We start from the raw sequence: 16,737 nt of genomic DNA on the forward strand, positions 1-16,737 counted from the left end.
CGAGTGCAAAGGTACAACCTTTTAACGTAACTGCCAAACGTTTGCCAATAAAAACCGAAAAAATATCCACTGACGAATTTTACACCTTATTTAATATAATAAGAACAAAAAACATTCTCATAATTTTTTTATTTCCTATCGAATATAGTACCTTTGCAGTCGACAATCAATATGTTATTATACAATAAATCCACAAACTATGATACAAATCTTACAAGCAACAAAAGATACCACCAATGTAACCAAAGAAGTCGTTTCAGCTATTGCATCCGGGCATACAGAACTCATTATCGAGAAATTGATAGATATGTGTATTTCCGCCGGAAAAAACATTTTGATTGCCATTATCGTCTACATCGTAGGACGTTTTCTTATCTCACTTATCCAACGCGTGATGAGCAATATGCTATCACGCCGGAAAGTGGAAATCAGTATCCAAACATTCCTCAAAAGTTTAGTTAGTATATTACTCAATGTCTTATTGATTGTTTCTGTTGTAGGAGCATTAGGAATCAATACGACCTCATTCGCCGCATTGTTGGCATCTGCCGGCGTAGCTATCGGCATGGCACTCTCTGGCAATTTGCAAAATTTTGCCGGAGGTCTTATCATTCTTTTCTTCAAACCTTATAAAGTAGGAGACTGGATTGAAGCACAAAGCGTTTCGGGAAGTGTTACAGCCATACAAATCATGCATACTTTGGTCACTACGGCCGATAACAAAGTTGTCTACATTCCTAATGGAGCCATGAGTAGCGGCGTTATTACAAATTATAGCCGTTTGGACACAAGACGCGTCGAATGGATTGTGGGAGTTGATTACGGAGAAGACATCGACAAGGTGAAAAGTGTAGTAAACGAACTCATTCAAAAAGATAACCGTATCTTAAAAGAACCAGCCCCCGTCATTGCCTTACACGCACTCGACTCCAGTAGTGTTAATGTAACGATAAGAGTATGGGTAGCAAACGGTGACTATTGGAATGTATATTTCGAAATGAACAAAAACATTTACGACGAATTCAACAAACAGGGTATTGATTTCCCATTCCCGCAAATGACTATCCATCAGGCTTAATACATAAGAACAGGAATGATTCAACAAGTAGAAATCATATTACGTGAACGACCGCGAGGTTTTCACCTCGTCACACGGGAGATTTCGGAACAGCTTCCGTCCTTGCCTCAAACCGGTTTATTGAACCTATTTATCAAGCACACGAGTTGTGCGCTCTCCATCAACGAGAACGCCGACCCTGACGTGCGTACTGACATGACTAAAATATACGACCGTCTCATCAAAGAAAACGAGCCTTATTACGACCATGTCCTCGAAGGTGCGGACGACATGCCGGCCCATGCCAAATGTAGTCTGACAGGTGTCAGCCTCAATATACCCATATCCAAAGGTAAATTGAATTTGGGTACATGGCAAGGAATCTACTTTTGTGAGTTCCGCGACTACGGTGGAAGGCGCAAACTCACAGCCACCATCATAGGAGAATAAACGGATGATAGACAGAGCTACGGTAGACCGGATTATGGATGCGGCCCAGATTGTGGATGTCGTATCGGATTTTGTGACTTTACGGAAAGCGGGGGTCAACTACAAAGGCTTATGTCCTTTCCACGACGACCGTACCCCTTCGTTCGTGGTATCCCCATCCAAAGGTCTCTGCAAATGTTTCGCATGTGGAAAAGGCGGCAATGCCGTGCACTTCATCATGGAGCACGAACAACTGTCCTATCCCGATGCCCTACGTTATTTGGCCCGTAAATATAATATAGAAATCAAAGAACGGGAACTGACAGAAGAGGAAAAGCAGGCTCAAGATGAGCGAGAAAGCATGTTCGTCGTCAACGAATGGGCATGCCAGTTTTTTCAAGACCAACTCTACAATACAGTCGACGGACGAGCCATTGGAATGGCCTATTTCCGTTCACGAGGTTTTCGGGACGATATCATAAAAAAGTTTCAGTTAGGATACAGTCCTTCGCAAAGAGACGCCTGTGCCCGTGAAGCCAAGGCCAAAGGTTACAAAGAAGAGTTCCTGCTTTCTACTGGTTTATGTTACAAACGTGACAACGGACAATTACAAGACCGCTTTTTCGGGCGCGTCATTTTTCCAGTACATACGTTAAGCGGAAAAGTAGTAGCTTTCGGAGGACGTGTATTAGACGCAGCCACCAAAGGAGTCAATGTCAAATACCAAAACTCTCCGGAATCTGCCATTTATTCCAAGAAAAAAGAGTTGTATGGATTGTTTTTGGCCAAACAATCTATCGTCAAACAAGACCTTTGCTTTTTAGTGGAAGGCTACACCGATGTCATTTCCATGCATCAGATGGGAGTGGAAAATGTAGTTTCTTCTTCCGGAACGGCACTCACCACCGAACAAATCCGTATGATTCATCGTTTTACGGAAAACATCACCGTACTTTACGACGGAGATGCCGCCGGTATCAAAGCTTCCGAACGAGGCATCGACATGCTATTGGCCGAGGGAATGAACGTCAAATTACTACTTCTTCCGGACGGAGACGACCCGGACAGTTTTGCCCGTAAGCACAACGCCACCGAATATCAAGCTTATCTGAACGAACATCAGGTAGATTTCATTAAATATAAAACCGATTTATTACTGCATGAGGCACAAGGGGATCCTATCAAACTTTCCCGTCTCATCAGCAGTATCGTACATACCATTTCCGTCATTCCGGATGAAATCACGCGTTCCGTATACACCCGGGAAACAGCAACCATGCTGAACATGGAAGAACGAATGTTAGTAGCAGCCATTTCAAAAGAGATGGCCAAAGCCAAAGAGGAAAAGCAAAAACAGCGTGAAAATGAACGAAATCGTAAACACACACAGTTGCCATCCTCCGGACAAACACTCTCTTCCTTAGACCAAGACAGTCTTCCTCCCCCATCCCCATTCCCACCCTCTGAAGAGGGCATTCCCCCTATTCCGGATGACGGAACGCCGGCAGCCCCCCCTGTTCCCAATACTCCGCCTAGCAATAATCCGGCTATAACAGAGAATGCATCCACCCTCTCCTACATTCCCGGTAAGGGAGCCGAGGCCATGTTATTCTACAGGAAAGAACTGTTGTTGATACAAGTCCTCATTCGTTATGGAGAGAAAATTATATGTTACGCCGAAAACGAACAAGGAGAAGAAGTCCCGGTCAGTGTGGCCGAGTTCATCAACTATGCGTTGCAAGAAGACGGTTTGCTGTTCCACAACGCCCTTCATAAGCATATCCTGCAAGAAGCCATCGACCATATACACGAGGACGGCTTCTCGTCAGAACGCTATTTCCTGAACCATCCGGACAACCATATCAGTATGCTGGCTTTTGAGTTGAGTGGTGACAAATATCAACTGAGCAAATATCATTCCAAACATCAGAAAATCGCCAACGATGAAGAGAGGTTGACCGAATTGGTTCCCCACCTGATTTCCGACTTCAAATTGGCCATTGTAGACGAAGAACTGAAACAAATCCTCTTGAAATTGCGCCAACCCGATATTCTTTCACGCAAGGAAGAATATATGGAAATCATGAAGCATTACAAAGAGATGAAGGACATAGAACGAACCCTGGCCCGGGAACGGGGCGACCGGGTCATCACTTAATACAGACAGCTTATGGTCATCTTGATTACAGACGCAACCCACTGTGACAAAACTCTCCTGGCCTAAAGACTTTTGGAAAAGTACAAATATCCTTATTTATCCATTGACTTATTAAAAATGGGACTTATCAGAAGCGGTAGCACCTCCCTGTCTCCAAAAGAAGACTCAGAATTGGGCCATTACCTTTGGCCTATTCTCGGGAAAATAATCAAGAGGTTCTCGAAAAAGACCAACCGGTTTTGTCCCTCTTTATCCAATAAATCACTATTTTTGTAAAAACATCCAATTGACACGCCCGATGAATCATTTAGAAACAGCACGACTGATATTACGTCCTTTCACGGAACAAGACGCGGAAGCTCTGTTTGCCATACTTAGCGACAGAGACGTAAACACATTCCTGCCGATGTTTCCGCTTAAGAACCTGGAAGAAGCAAAAGCATACATCAAGGACAAGCATGCGGCAGTACATGCAGGAGAAACCCTGTTATACTACGCCATCTGCCGGAAAGAAGCTCCTGCTCCGATAGGTTATGTGCACGTAAGCGGAAATGACAGCCATGACTTAGGATACGGGCTGAAGAAAGAATTCTGGCACAAAGGGTTCTGTACTGAGGCATGCCAAGCCGTCATCGAGCAACTGAAACAAACCGGAATTCCTTATATTACGGCCACCCATGACGTAAACAATCCTCGAAGCGGCAAAGTCATGCAGGCCCTCGGCATGAAATACCAATACTCATACGAAGAATTGTGGCAACCCAAAAACTTCTTGGTAACCTTTCGGATGTACCAACTCAACTTCGACAAAGAAAAAGACAGGGTGTATAGAAAATACTGGGATAAATATCCCGTCCACTTCATAGAAAACCTGACTCCCGGTACAGAACTGCCTTCTATATAAAACTCTTCAAAAGATTCACATTCAAATTCATTCTTATGAAACATTTGACCCGATATTTATGGCCCATTGCCCTCTGCATGTCAGTAGGTTTTTCCGCCTCGCTATTTCAGCGGGAAGCCATCGCGGAATGGTATCCTTTCCTGAATAAACCCGTACTCACCCCTCCCAATGGAGCGTTCCCTATCGTATGGGGCATCCTTTACATCCTGATAGGAACCTCCTTGGGACGAATCTGGGGCAAAGGCCTGAAAGTATCCCAACGTGAATGGTGGATACAGTTAGCCCTGAACTTCTGTTGGAGTATCGCCTTCTTCTTTTTGCGGGAACCCTTATGGGGCATGGGCATCATTCTGATACTCGATGTGGTGGTACTGGACTATATCCTTATCACATTCAAAAAGGACAAGCTTGCGGCCGCCTGTTTCATCCCCTATATCCTGTGGCTGTTATGGGCAACTTACCTGAACGCCTACATTTATATCTTCAATTAACGCAGCAGCGAACGTCCGCAACGGTTTCCGCTTATCGTCACGTCCTTGCAATCCTCCGTACGGAAGAACGCATCCGGAGATACAGGACCGTCTCCCGCCACTGAGATATAATTATCCCGGATGATCAGGCCATCCGTAGCCCGGGCAGATACCGCCTCGCTCCCTTGGCGAATCACAAAACGATTAGCCTCTATACGGACATTGCGATGGACGGCACCTTCGTAACGGTCATTTTCCGGCATCACGGCAATGACGGGCGAACCGCATTCCATAAACAAGTTGCGGCGTATCGTGACATCGCGTACAGGACCGGATTCATACCACCCACGCGCATCGTCGGAAACCAGTACCCCGCTCATCGGGATACGATAGAATACGTTATCTTCTATCACGACCTTCCGGCGTGTCGTCACCAGAATCCCCCGGGTAGGAATACGGGAGAAATAATTATTTCGTATTTCCACTTCGGGCGTCCATGTCACATTCTCCACCGACACATTCTCCGCCGTCTTCACATTGTCGTTCACAGCCCGGTCCAACGTCAGCAGGATTTCATAATCGTCTATCCGTTCTACAGCCTTCACGCATGCCGGTTGCAAGCAACGCAGGGAATGGGCATCCACGAACTCCACCTCATCCCCTTTATAAAAAGCCTCAAAACCGTATGACTGTCCGTGCATGAAACGCACCTTCACCTGCCTGTCCGAAACATATTCCATGACTTTCAGATGCGTGCCGTGTATATTGATCGGGTCGTCGTGCGCCCCTTCAAAATAAGAATCAAGAATGTGTATTTTCCCTTTGCACCCAGACATCTGGACAAAGTCCGCAAACCCGGCACAAGTACGTCCCGAGCCCCATTCCGGCGCACAATATAACTTCTCATAAATCAGGTTCTCGGAATACTGCCCTACAATCCCGAAATTACCCAAGAAATGGAATTTGATATTTTCGAGCTTCACGTCTTTGCTCTGATGTATAAAACCGCATGCTTCAGTCCGAAAGGAATGACGCATCTGGTAAACCTCTCCCGTTTTGAATCCGGGAGCACGGTCGTAATTAAAACGCACCAACCCCTCGTCCAGTTCGATGGCTTTCGTCACACCGGCCAATGGGGACTCGCACCGATTGGTCACGTTGGTTTGCGGATAGAACACCTGGGCAATGCCTCCGCCAAAACGCCATCCCTCACCTTTCCAATAAAACGTCCCGTCCTCTATCTCATAATTCGAGCCGGCAGTAACCCGAGCAGTGATGGAATTTACATCGGTTGAAACCACGGTCATTTCAGGTACGGACGGGTCGGCAGCCACCAATGAGAAATTCTTCATGGTGACATTCTCGCATCCGTCAATCACGAAAGGAGTCATTTCGCCATGGGTTACGAAACGGGCGCCTCCTCCATCTACCGTAATATTTTTCATGTCCTTGAGCCATATCCCTATATGTTTTGTTGGGTCAGGATTCTCTTCCGCCGAAGCCGTATTGGATATATAATACAGGCAAGGAGAAGAAGAGGTACGATAAATATGGTAATCTCCTTGTTGCAACCGAATCAATACCGCCCGTCCTTTATAAGAAGAAGCTTGTTCTATGGTTCTTCGCAACACCGGTGTCGCATCCCCCTCCGGCACAGGTACATCCAATACCACGGGAGCAGCCATCCCCGTCATAACAAAACAACAAAAAACACTCAGGCTCATCAAAAGCTTTCTCATGGTTCTTTCCACATTAAATTAGTTTATGGCAAAGTTAGCCTGTTTCATTCCCAATATCGGTATAGAATTGAGGCAAAAAATAACAAAATTAACGCGAATATATCCTTTTTTCTTTTACCTTTGTACTTAAATTACCTACATCAATTCAAACCAATGAAAATCATGACACGACTTAAGACCAAGTTATCCGCCCTTCTTCCCTTCATCGGGCTTCTTTGCGCCCAAGCACAACGCGACATGAAAACCATCAACGACGGTTGGTTTTTCAGAAAAGCTTCCACAGAAAACTGGCAACCCGTAAATGTTCCCCATACGTATAACCTGGATGCCTATTCGCAAAGGAACTATTATATGGGGAAAGCATTTTACCAGAAATCGTTCGTCTTACCGGAAGTTCCGCAAGGCAAACGCTGTTTTCTAAAAATAGATGCAGCCAGCAAAGCGGCAGACCTTACGCTGAACGGACAAAAGATAGGCAGCCATGCAGGCGGGTACAGTGCTTTTACATTCGATATCACCCCCTATATCCAGAAGAACAACACGATAGAAATCACGGTAGACAACAGCCGGAAAGATATTACTCCCATATCGGCCGACTTCACATTCTGGGGTGGCATATACCGTGATGTATGGCTTATCACTACCTCCGAACAACATTTCAATCTTTTGAATCATGGTTCCGATGGTATCTTCATCAGTACCCCGCATGTAGACGAGAAGGAAGCTACGATAGAAATACGTAGTGAAATCACGAACGATGCCACAGAAAAGGCTACCCTCGAAGTAATCCATCAAATCTATGACCCGCAGGGCAAATTGCAGCAAACCCTGAAACAACTACTTTCCGTCAAAGCCGGCGAAACCCAAACGGTACGTAAAACCTCCGCCATCGAGCAACCCCAATTATGGAGTCCGGAAAGTCCGCGATTATACGAAATCGTCACCACACTTCGCAACCCTAAGACGGGCATGGAACTGGACAGAAGTACGCATAAGACAGGATTCCGCTGGTTCAGTTTCGATGGTGAAAAAGGATTCAACCTGAACGGAAAACCTTATAAATTACGCGGAGTCAACCGCCACCAAGACCAAGCACCGGTAGGCGTGGCACTGGACGATGAAGCACACCGGAGAGACATACGGCTCATCAAAGAAATGGGGTGTAACTTCATTCGCATTGCCCACTATCCGCAGGATGATGCGTTAGTGGAGGCTTGTGACGAAATGGGATTGCTGGCCTGGGAGGAAATCCCTATCATCAATATCGTACCCGACACACCGGGATATGACGACAACTGTGAAACCAATCTGACCGAAATGATTCGTCAGCATTACAACCATCCTAGCATCATCGCATGGGGTTACATGAACGAAATCCTGCTCACGGCTCCCGGTCCCGACCGTCCGGAATGGCCTGCCTGTAGGGAACGTACGGTAAAACTGGCACAAAGACTCGAAAAGATATTAAAACAAGAAGACCCATACCGGGCCAGTGTCATGGCTTTCAACATGACGAACTTATATAATGAAATCGGCCTGGACCTCGTGGACGTATCCGGATGGAACCTTTACCACGGTTGGTATGTAGGACAGTTAAACGACTTTAACCGATGGATGGAAAACCAACACGCGCGTTACCCGAAACGCCCCACCATTATTAGCGAATGGGGAGCAGGTTCCGACCGCCGCCTTCATTCCAGGCACCCGAAAGCCTTCGACTTCAGCATAGAATACCAACAAACATACGTAGAACACTACTTGCCTTTCATCGAAGGTACAGAATATATCAGCGGATGCACTTATTGGAATTTCATAGACTTCAATGTAGCTGCCCGACAAGAATCCATGCCGAGGGTAAACAACAAGGGACTGTTCTACAACGACCGTACACCCAAAGACGTGTCTTACTATTTTAAAGCCATGTGGCGTAAGGACACGCCCGTATTGCACATTGCCAGCCGGGACTGGCCCGTACGGACAGGAGACAAAAACGAAAAGCATCCCGTCAAAATCTATACGAACCTGGACGAAGTGGAACTCATCATTAACGGAAAATCCATCGGAAAGCAGCGTCCCGCCAACTGCCATACGGTCTTCAACGTGACATTGCCCTACGGGATATCTACCCTCAAAGCACAGGGAGACAAAAACGGACAGATGGTGGAGGACGTCATGGTCCTGCGCCTGAATGCGATGCCCGACTTGGCAAAGGGAGATGAGCTAGCCATCAATGTAGGGAGCGACTGTACCTTTACTTCGGATGTCAGCGGACTTACATGGCTGCCAGACCAACCATACTCCAAAGGCAGTTGGGGATACATAGAAGGAAAGGCACGCAGTACGACTTCCGAAATAGAGAATACCACAGACGGACCTTTGTACCAAACATGGCGCGAAAACCTACGTGCCTATCAAATCGACGCACCGTCCGGCACATACGAGGTGGAACTGCTCATGGCAGACGTGAGCCGTTCACGGCCGCAATTGGCCAACTTGTTAGGACGGGGACACGACGGACAGGCCATAGCCGACAGCCGGTTCAACATCACCATCTGCGGTCGTCGGGTAGAAACCGACTTTTCACCAGCCGACGGCGGACATTACCGCCAAGCTTCCCGCCGACGTTATATCATTCAGAACAAGGAAAACAAAATCGATGTGCTTTTCGAAACCCTGAAAGGCAAATGCCATCTGGCCGGAATAAAAATAAGAAAGCTGTAAGCACTATCAAACCGTCATGGCCTTATACATACAGAAGACCTCTCCCATCTGCAAGAACGGGAGAGGTCTTCTATAATAAAATCCAAAACAAAGAATCTCATTCCATGCTCACCGCCGTACCGCTGCATGTCACCATCAGCATGCTGCCGCTTGCCCCCACCGTTTCATAATCCAAGTCGATTCCAATGACCGCGTTGGCACCCAACCGGGCCGCTTCCTCCCCCATCTCCCGCAAAGCCGTGTCTTTGGCCTTGCGCAAGACCTCTTCATACGAACCCGAACGCCCGCCGAAGAAATCCCGCAATCCGGCAAAAAGGTCGCGCACCGCGTTCGCGCCGATGATAGCCTCACCTGTCACCACACCGTGATACTTCGTAATATGCTTGCCCTCCACAAGGGCTGTAGTCGTCATCAACATAATATAGTGTATTTAAATTACCGCCTTCTTTTTCCACCTTTCGTCATCCAATGGTCCACCGAATATTTACCCGGTCCGGCCATATACATCAGAATGAACACAACCAGATAGACAAAAGCCAATTCACCTCCCGTCATGCTTCCGCCATGGGCAAAGAAAAAAGCCACAGCCATCGTTACGATCATCGGAATCATACTCAAACGATACAAGAAACCGAACACGAAAGCTACTGAACAAAACAGTTCACCGAAAATGGCCAGCATCAGGGAATAACGGCTCCCGATTCCGAACGGGTCGGGGAAAGAAGCAGACATGGCGGCAAACCCTGTCAGTTTGGCATAACCATGGGTCATCAGTAAAGAGCCGAATAGCAGACGCATGGACAACAGGAAAAGGGAAAAGTTCGTTTGGTTCGCTTTACGCGGAAACAATAAAGTATTATATTTCATATTCATCATTATTTAATAGTAAAAAATACAAGATAAAGCTGCTGTAGATACAAAAAACCTTGTCTGAAGTCAAATATACGAATAAGATTCGTCTTCCGGCCCCTTTTTACATTTAATAACTACCTTACAACCGTTTTATCCGTATTTTTATCTGCCCGGGTCAGACCTGAATGCCATACACCTGCTTGACCTCATCCATCACGAAGGTGGACTCCATGGAACCGAGACTCTCGATTGTCCCCAACACATTGAGAAGAAACTCCTGATAATACTTCATATCGGGTGCATGAATCTTGAGCAGGTAATCGTAACTACCGGAAATGTTATAACACTCCGTCACTTCCGGTATTTCCCGGATAATGCCCGTGAACTCTTCTGCGATTTCTTTGTTCAACCGGCGCAGCTTCACCCGGCAAAATACTAAAAAACCGCGATTGAGCTTTTCGGCATCCAACACCGCGATATACTTCTTGATGTATCCTTGCGCCTCCAGTCTCTTCAGGCGTTCAAAAACAGGAGTCGTAGAAAGATGTACACGCGCGGCCAGTTCTTTTGTCGTCAAACGGGCATTATCTTGCAAAGTACGCAGAATTTGCAAGTCGATATGATCTAAACTTTCCATAGAAAAAACGTCTATAAACAGAGCTGTAGCCCCCTTAAACAAGGCTGTATATTCTGTTTTTGAATACAAAAATAGATATTTTTTCCGTATTTCTTTCACTTCTTGTTTGATTATTCCAAAAACCATAACTTTGCCATCATCGAAACAAGAAACAGTCAAGAACTTAATAACAGAAACATCATGGACAGAACAAAACTACACTTCGAGACCCTGCAACTCCATGTAGGACAAGAGCAGGCGGACCCGGCCACGGATGCCCGTGCCGTACCGATTTACCAAACCGCCTCATACGTGTTCCACAATGCGGACGATGCAGCCGCACGCTTCGGCCTGCAAGCCCCCGGCAACATCTACGGACGGCTGACCAACAGCACGCAAGGAGTGTTCGAGGAACGCATGGCCGCCTTGGAAGGCGGAATAGCCGGACTGGCCGTAGCTTCGGGAGCGGCCGCCATCACTTACGCTTTCCAGAACATCACACATGCAGGCGACCACATCGTAGCCGCCAAGACCATTTACGGCGGCAGCTACAACCTCCTGGCCCACACCCTGCCGGCATACGGCGTCACCACTACATTCGTCGATCCTGAAAACCCCGGCAATTTCGAACAAGCCATACAGGAAAACACCAAAGCCGTATTCATCGAGACATTGGGAAACCCCAATTGCAACATCATAGACATTGATGCCGTGGCCGACATCGCACACCGCCACCGGATTCCGCTCATCATAGACAATACGTTCGGCACGCCTTACCTTATCCGTCCGATAGAGCATGGGGCAGACATCGTCGTACATTCGGCCACGAAGTTCATCGGCGGCCACGGCACTTCATTAGGAGGTGTCATCGTGGACTCCGGAAAATTCGACTGGAAAGCTTCCGGGAAATTCCCGCAACTCACCCAACCGGATGCCAGCTACCACGGCATTTGTTTCACCGACGCGGCAGGAGCGGCAGCCTACATCACCCGTATCCGCGCCACACTGTTGCGCGACACGGGAGCTACCATCAGCCCGTTCAATGCCTTCATCCTTCTTCAGGGGTTGGAAACCTTGTCCTTACGGGTGGAACGCCACGTGGAGAACACCCTGAAAATCCTGGATTTCCTCTCCACACACCCTAAGGTAAAGAAAGTCAACCATCCGGCATTGCCCGGACACCCCGACCATAAACTATATGAAACGTACTTCCCGAAAGGAGCCGGTTCCATCTTCACCTTCGAAATCAAGGGAGGACGTGAAGAAGCGTTCCGCTTCATCGACAGCCTGGAGATATTCTCTCTTTTGGCCAACGTGGCCGATGTCAAATCGCTGGTCATCCACCCGGCCAGTACCACCCACTCCCAACTCAATGAAACGGAACTGGCCGAGCAAGGCATCACGCAAGCCACGATACGTCTCTCCATCGGCACGGAACATATCGACGACTTGCTCTCCGACCTGACGCAGGCCTTCGCCCAAGTCTGAATACCTAAGAACCACGTAATACATATACATTCGACAAACGCAAAAAAGAAAAGATTATGGAAAAGATTTATCATTCGCTGACCGAACTTATCGGGCGTACACCTTTATTGGAAATCAGCCACATAGAAGAGAAAGAACAACTGAAAGCCAGAGTTCTGGCCAAACTGGAAAGTTTCAATCCCGGAGGAAGCGTGAAAGACCGCGCAGCCTTCTATATGATAGAGGCGGCAGAAAAAGAAGGCCTGCTGCGTCCCGGTAGCCTCATCATAGAGCCTACCAGCGGAAACACGGGCATCGGACTGGCTTGGATTGCCTCAGTCAAAGGTTACCGGCTCACGCTCACCATGCCTGAAACTATGAGCCTCGAACGCCGCAATCTTCTGAAAGCATTAGGTGCCACACTGGTACTCACTCCGGGCAGCGAGGGCATGAAGGGAGCCATCCGCAAGGCCGAAGAACTGAAAGCTGCAAATCCCGGTGCTTTCATTCCGGGACAATTCGACAATCCGGCCAATCCAGAAGCACACGTACAAACCACAGCAGAGGAAATATGGAACGACACAGACGGTAAAGTGGACTTCTTCGTAGCCGGCGTAGGCACGGGAGGTACCATCAGCGGAACAGCTAAAGGATTGAAAAAGCACAATCCGTCCGTGCAAGCCATAGCCGTAGAACCGGACGCCTCGCCCGTTCTCTCCGGTGGTAGCCCCGGTCCTCATAAAATACAAGGAATAGGTGCCGGCTTCGCTCCGGTGAATTTCGACCGCCAACAGGTGGACGAAATCATCCGGGTCACAGACGAAGATGCCGTCCGTGCCTCCCGCATGCTGGCCAGCCACGAGGGGGTACTCGCGGGCATCTCGTCCGGCGCTGCCCTGCACGCCGCCCTGCAAATCGCACGCCGCCCGGAGAACGAGGGCAAAACGATTGTCGTGCTGCTTCCCGACACGGGCGAACGCTACCTGTCCACCGTGCTGTATGCCTTCGAAGACTTCCCGCTGTAAAAGGCCTCAACCTAAAATGTATGCTTTTCTGCTTACATCGCCTTATGGAACAGGCGTTTTCATAAATCACTCATAATTAACGATGTAAATAAGCAGAGCCATTCCAAAAATCAATTGCCGCAGATTCACAAATCATTCTGCGGCAATTGATTTTTCAATCTAAGCCAAACGATTTTCCGTTTGGCGCACAAAAATTTCACGCTCCCCGCCCGCAAAATTTTTCAATCGGAAATCCCGGGGCGACATTCCCGTGTTCTTTTTAAAAAAACGTGTGAGGCACGACTGGTCCGTAAAATGAAGCCGCTCCGCGATTTCCGTAACGGACAAGTCCGGCTCGCTAAGCAATACCTTAATCTCTGCCACCAACTGCTCGTCTATCAACTGCTTGGGCGAACGTCCACCCATATAACGGACGGTAATCTGATGCAGATAACGTGGAGTGATGCAAAGCTTTTCTGAATAAAAAGCCACTTGGTGCTCCTGTGCGCCATGGTCGCGCACCAACTGCATGAACCTGTGGCAAACCGCCTGCTTACGGCTGTACTGCTTCGCGACCGACAGCTTTTCCTGTATGGTGTTGAACAGCCACATCAGCAACCCCTGCAGGAAATTATACTCTTGCTGCAGCCTGAACGGGGACACATTTCCGCAAAAAAGCATCCGAGCCATATCCATCCACAAATTGATCTGCACCCATGTGGCCTGGCTCCGCTCATCCTCCGTATGACGGTAACAAGGATGTTCGTGCGTGTAGTTCAGGTAAGGGGTATCTATGGGCAGGACGGCTTTCAGAAAAACTTCTTTGGGAAACATCAGCAAACGTACCATAAAATCATCCGACGCACAAAGCACTTGTATCAGGCTTCCTGCAAGAAAAATAAGCTCGGTCTGCTCCCCCAAGGCATATTGCTGCACGCCGGTGGACACGACAGCCGTGCCACGGACGCAAATCAAATAAACCCCGCACACGAAATGGCTTGGTTTCGAGCGCAGAGAGGCCAGATTGGTTTCCTCATAGTGGATAGATGAAGTGTCGGAAGGTAAGAATACGGCCATGGTTTTATTCCTTTTTAGACCGCAAATATACGAAAAATCACTCCCTCTGCCGTATATTATTCCGATAATGAAATGTTTTGTACACGTTACGACAAACGAAAACAGTTACGATTGAAGTACTTTTGCACCGGAAAAAACAAAGCATTTGAAAACAATGGGAAGCAAACGGAACTCAAAAACATTCATCCTGTTATTCTTGGGCCTCTTGAGTGCCTTCGGACCGTTCGTGATGGACATGTATCTGCCCACTTTGCCTGCCATGTCAGGCTACTTCCGCACCACATCGTCCATGGTGCAACTGGGACTGACGACCAGCATGGCCGGACTTGCCGCAGGCCAACTGTTTTTCGGCCCGTTGAGTGACAAATACGGCCGACGTCCCGTATTGTTAGTCGCACTCATGCTTTTCCTGCTATCCACAGCCGGTTGCATTTTTTCCGAAAATATCCTGCAATTCATCGCCTTACGCTTCTTGCAAGGCGTATCCGGGGCGGGCGGTGTCGTCCTCTCCCGTTCCATTGCGGCCGACAAATATTCTGCCCGCGAACTGGCCGGTGTATTGGCCGTCATAGGAGGCATAAACGGAGTAGCCACTGTAGCAGCCCCCATAGCCGGAAGCTTCTTGGCCGACGCAAGCGGATGGCAAGGCATCTTCTGGAGTCTCTTTTTATTGGGAACGATTCTACTGGCAGGCAGTTTCCGCATGGAGGAATCGCATCCGGCCGGACTGCGTGCCTCTGTCCGGTGGAACGACATCCTCCGCAACTTCGGCCTCGTATTACGCAACCGGCAATATTTGGCCTACACGTTACAATACGGATTCACGATGGGAGTACTTTTCGTGAATATCGCATCGGCCCCTTTCATCATGCAGGAACATTACGGCCTTTCTGCCATGCAATTCAGCCTGTGCTTCGGGGCAAATGCCATAGCCATGGCCATCGCCTCGACCGTCGCGGTCAAATTGCCCACGATGAAAGATGCGTTGCACATCGGCAGCAATGGCATGCTGTGGCTGTCTTTCGCATGGTTGGCAGCTTTGTCGCAAGGATGTAGCTTTTGGATATACGAGACATTGGTCTTCGCCCTCCTCTCCATGGCAGGCATCACCTTTACCGCCTCCAACACGTTGGCCATGGAATGCGAAAGAGAAAATGCAGGCGTGGCTTCGGCTCTTCTCGGCACTGCCGGTTTTGCCGTAGGCGGCATCATGTCTCCCTTGGTAGGATTGGGGAACATCCTCTTTTCTACCGGCACACTGTTCATCTTCAGCTCGTTCCTTGCCCTCTTGTGTACACACTATGCCTTGTCGTCACAAGGTTTCATCCGTAGCCACATCTTAGAGGAACTCCGGCAAGCTGCGAAAAAGATATCCGCCCTCCCACGGCAAAACTCCAAATGACCACCCTACGGCCCGTAACGGTCAATGACTTTCCCTGAAGAATTTCAAGAAAAACAAGATTTGATAATCGATGGAATTGTTCCAATATTCACCCGTATGCGCTCCGGGGCGCACAATAAAGTCGTGCATGACGCCTCGTTCCAACAACTTTTGATGGAAGGCTTGGTTGACTTCAAAGAAGAAATCATCATAGCCGCAATCAAAAATAATCCGTAGGGCACCATCCTTGAGTTTGCCTGTTTGGTTGATGACGGTATAATCGTCCCAATCGCACACCCCGGCATCTTTTGCCCCGATTTGTGCCTTCATGTCCCAGTTGTCCGGAAAAGGCCGGATGTCCAACCCGCCGCTCGTACTGCCCGCCGCTCCGAAAACGTCCTGATGGCGTATGGCCAACCATAGGGCACCATGGCCTCCCATGCTCAATCCGGTAATGGCCCGCTTCTCGCGAGAAGGCAGCGTACGGTAATGCCCGTCCACGTAAGACACCAACTCCCGGCTGACGAACGTCTCAAACTGGGAATCTTCATTGAGCGGACTATCCCAATACCAACTGTTTTCTCCATCCGGACACACGAAAATCAGATTCTCACGGTCGGCATAATCTTTGAGTTCCGGTTTCAAGCCGGGCCATGTGGTTTCGTTTCCGCCATAACCATGCAACAGATAAACCACAGCCGCTCCCCTGCCTTCTGTCTTTTCGGGAGAAATCACTATGACACGCACCGCACGTCCCATCTTCCGGCTGTGCACCTCCACCGTATCCACTTTCGCAGCACGGACAGCCACCGCCGACCAACAAAGCAAACTTGCCAAACAGCAAAACACTCTCTTTTTCATT

16 protein-coding genes and 1 pseudogene are annotated in these 16,737 nt (G+C 48.4%); 11 read left to right on the forward strand and 6 right to left on the reverse strand.

The annotated features are described in order from the left end of the window. The 7 genes and pseudogenes from HMPREF9442_RS16525 to HMPREF9442_RS06875 all read left to right on the forward strand — a co-directional run. On the forward strand, nt 1-188 hold a 188-nt coding region (locus tag HMPREF9442_RS16525; RefSeq protein WP_008626780.1), incomplete at its 5' end, for a hypothetical protein. Nucleotides 189-199: 11 nt separating this feature from the next. After that, nucleotides 200-1,078, forward strand: a complete 879-nt coding sequence (locus HMPREF9442_RS06855) for a mechanosensitive ion channel family protein (RefSeq protein WP_008626782.1) — start codon at nt 200-202, stop codon at nt 1,076-1,078. A gap of 15 nt (nt 1,079-1,093) precedes the next feature. Beyond that, nucleotides 1,094-1,507, forward strand: a complete 414-nt coding sequence (locus HMPREF9442_RS06860) for a secondary thiamine-phosphate synthase enzyme YjbQ (RefSeq protein ID WP_008626784.1) — start codon at nt 1,094-1,096, stop codon at nt 1,505-1,507. Nucleotides 1,508-1,511: 4 nt separating this feature from the next. Continuing rightward, nucleotides 1,512-3,644 (forward strand): DNA primase, encoded by a 2,133-nt coding sequence (dnaG, locus tag HMPREF9442_RS06865; RefSeq protein ID WP_008626786.1) that lies wholly within the window; start codon nt 1,512-1,514, stop codon nt 3,642-3,644. Between the two features lie 72 nt (nt 3,645-3,716). Next, nucleotides 3,717-3,857 (forward strand): annotated as a pseudogene (locus HMPREF9442_RS16720) (adenylate kinase); the annotation flags it as partial. 85 nt (nt 3,858-3,942) lie between these two features. After that, on the forward strand, nt 3,943-4,548 hold the full coding sequence (locus HMPREF9442_RS06870; RefSeq protein ID WP_008626787.1) for a GNAT family N-acetyltransferase: 606 nt from the start codon (nt 3,943-3,945) through the stop codon (nt 4,546-4,548). Between the two features lie 35 nt (nt 4,549-4,583). Further along, on the forward strand, nt 4,584-5,039 hold the full coding sequence (locus HMPREF9442_RS06875; RefSeq protein ID WP_232038377.1) for a TspO/MBR family protein: 456 nt from the start codon (nt 4,584-4,586) through the stop codon (nt 5,037-5,039). Here HMPREF9442_RS06875 and HMPREF9442_RS06880 read toward each other — a convergent pair. Continuing rightward, the gene (locus HMPREF9442_RS06880) at nt 5,036-6,757 is read right to left on the reverse strand and encodes a right-handed parallel beta-helix repeat-containing protein (protein ID WP_253271054.1); all 1,722 of its coding nucleotides are present in this window, start codon (nt 6,755-6,757) and stop codon (nt 5,036-5,038) included. The genes HMPREF9442_RS06875 and HMPREF9442_RS06880 overlap by 4 nt on opposite strands. A gap of 153 nt (nt 6,758-6,910) precedes the next feature. Here HMPREF9442_RS06880 and HMPREF9442_RS06885 point away from each other — a divergent pair, with 153 nt between their 5' ends. Further along, nucleotides 6,911-9,478, forward strand: coding sequence for a glycoside hydrolase family 2 TIM barrel-domain containing protein (locus HMPREF9442_RS06885; protein WP_008626792.1), 2,568 nt, complete (start codon nt 6,911-6,913; stop codon nt 9,476-9,478). 97 nt (nt 9,479-9,575) lie between these two features. On the opposite strand, the gene HMPREF9442_RS06890 is transcribed toward HMPREF9442_RS06885, so the two are convergent. From HMPREF9442_RS06890 to HMPREF9442_RS06900, 3 genes are all read right to left on the reverse strand, one after another. Beyond that, a complete protein-coding gene (locus HMPREF9442_RS06890) occupies nt 9,576-9,896 on the reverse strand; it encodes a heavy metal-binding domain-containing protein (protein ID WP_008626793.1) in 321 nt (106 codons plus the stop codon). A gap of 17 nt (nt 9,897-9,913) precedes the next feature. After that, nucleotides 9,914-10,354 carry a DoxX family protein gene (locus tag HMPREF9442_RS06895; protein WP_008626794.1) on the reverse strand — a complete coding sequence of 147 codons (441 nt, stop codon included), beginning with the start codon at nt 10,352-10,354 and terminating at the stop codon, nt 9,914-9,916. A gap of 151 nt (nt 10,355-10,505) precedes the next feature. Continuing rightward, nucleotides 10,506-10,967: an Lrp/AsnC family transcriptional regulator gene (locus HMPREF9442_RS06900; protein ID WP_040602783.1), complete on the reverse strand. Its 462-nt coding sequence runs from the start codon at nt 10,965-10,967 to the stop codon at nt 10,506-10,508. Between the two features lie 180 nt (nt 10,968-11,147). Between HMPREF9442_RS06900 and HMPREF9442_RS06905 the strand changes: the two genes are divergently transcribed. After that, a complete protein-coding gene (locus tag HMPREF9442_RS06905) occupies nt 11,148-12,434 on the forward strand; it encodes an O-acetylhomoserine aminocarboxypropyltransferase/cysteine synthase family protein (protein ID WP_008626796.1) in 1,287 nt (428 codons plus the stop codon). 56 nt (nt 12,435-12,490) lie between these two features. After that, the gene (gene cysK, locus HMPREF9442_RS06910) at nt 12,491-13,438 is read left to right on the forward strand and encodes a cysteine synthase A (protein WP_008626797.1); all 948 of its coding nucleotides are present in this window, start codon (nt 12,491-12,493) and stop codon (nt 13,436-13,438) included. 159 nt (nt 13,439-13,597) lie between these two features. Here cysK and HMPREF9442_RS06915 read toward each other — a convergent pair whose 3' ends face one another. Next, nucleotides 13,598-14,494 (reverse strand): helix-turn-helix domain-containing protein, encoded by an 897-nt coding sequence (locus tag HMPREF9442_RS06915; RefSeq protein ID WP_008626798.1) that lies wholly within the window; start codon nt 14,492-14,494, stop codon nt 13,598-13,600. A gap of 154 nt (nt 14,495-14,648) precedes the next feature. On the opposite strand from HMPREF9442_RS06915, the gene HMPREF9442_RS06920 reads away from it, so the two are divergent. Beyond that, nucleotides 14,649-15,896 (forward strand): multidrug effflux MFS transporter, encoded by a 1,248-nt coding sequence (locus tag HMPREF9442_RS06920; RefSeq protein ID WP_008626799.1) that lies wholly within the window; start codon nt 14,649-14,651, stop codon nt 15,894-15,896. 21 nt (nt 15,897-15,917) lie between these two features. Here HMPREF9442_RS06920 and HMPREF9442_RS06925 read toward each other — a convergent pair whose 3' ends face one another. After that, nucleotides 15,918-16,736, reverse strand: a complete 819-nt coding sequence (locus HMPREF9442_RS06925; protein WP_008626800.1) for an alpha/beta hydrolase — start codon at nt 16,734-16,736, stop codon at nt 15,918-15,920. Nucleotide 16,737 lies beyond the last annotated feature (1 nt).

Origin of the sequence: Paraprevotella xylaniphila YIT 11841 (genome assembly GCF_000205165.1) — a bacterium.
Lineage (GTDB): Bacteria > Bacteroidota > Bacteroidia > Bacteroidales > Bacteroidaceae > Paraprevotella > Paraprevotella xylaniphila.

Excerpts from the sequence above, each read along its gene's own strand:
- HMPREF9442_RS06855 (WP_008626782.1), top strand. The coding sequence starts at position 200 with ATGATACAAATCTTACAAGCAACAAAAGATACCACCAATGTAACCAAA.
- HMPREF9442_RS06860 (WP_008626784.1), top strand. The coding sequence starts at position 1,094 with ATGATTCAACAAGTAGAAATCATATTACGTGAACGACCGCGAGGTTTT.
- dnaG (WP_008626786.1), top strand. The coding sequence starts at position 1,512 with ATGATAGACAGAGCTACGGTAGACCGGATTATGGATGCGGCCCAGATT.
- HMPREF9442_RS06870 (WP_008626787.1), top strand. The coding sequence starts at position 3,943 with ATGAATCATTTAGAAACAGCACGACTGATATTACGTCCTTTCACGGAA.
- HMPREF9442_RS06875 (WP_232038377.1), top strand. The coding sequence starts at position 4,584 with ATGAAACATTTGACCCGATATTTATGGCCCATTGCCCTCTGCATGTCA.
- HMPREF9442_RS06880 (WP_253271054.1), bottom strand. The coding sequence starts at position 6,757 with ATGAGAAAGCTTTTGATGAGCCTGAGTGTTTTTTGTTGTTTTGTTATG.
- HMPREF9442_RS06885 (WP_008626792.1), top strand. The coding sequence starts at position 6,911 with ATGAAAATCATGACACGACTTAAGACCAAGTTATCCGCCCTTCTTCCC.
- HMPREF9442_RS06890 (WP_008626793.1), bottom strand. The coding sequence starts at position 9,896 with ATGTTGATGACGACTACAGCCCTTGTGGAGGGCAAGCATATTACGAAG.
- HMPREF9442_RS06895 (WP_008626794.1), bottom strand. The coding sequence starts at position 10,354 with ATGATGAATATGAAATATAATACTTTATTGTTTCCGCGTAAAGCGAAC.
- HMPREF9442_RS06900 (WP_040602783.1), bottom strand. The coding sequence starts at position 10,967 with ATGGAAAGTTTAGATCATATCGACTTGCAAATTCTGCGTACTTTGCAA.
- HMPREF9442_RS06905 (WP_008626796.1), top strand. The coding sequence starts at position 11,148 with ATGGACAGAACAAAACTACACTTCGAGACCCTGCAACTCCATGTAGGA.
- cysK (WP_008626797.1), top strand. The coding sequence starts at position 12,491 with ATGGAAAAGATTTATCATTCGCTGACCGAACTTATCGGGCGTACACCT.
- HMPREF9442_RS06915 (WP_008626798.1), bottom strand. The coding sequence starts at position 14,494 with ATGGCCGTATTCTTACCTTCCGACACTTCATCTATCCACTATGAGGAA.
- HMPREF9442_RS06920 (WP_008626799.1), top strand. The coding sequence starts at position 14,649 with ATGGGAAGCAAACGGAACTCAAAAACATTCATCCTGTTATTCTTGGGC.
- HMPREF9442_RS06925 (WP_008626800.1), bottom strand. The coding sequence starts at position 16,736 with ATGAAAAAGAGAGTGTTTTGCTGTTTGGCAAGTTTGCTTTGTTGGTCG.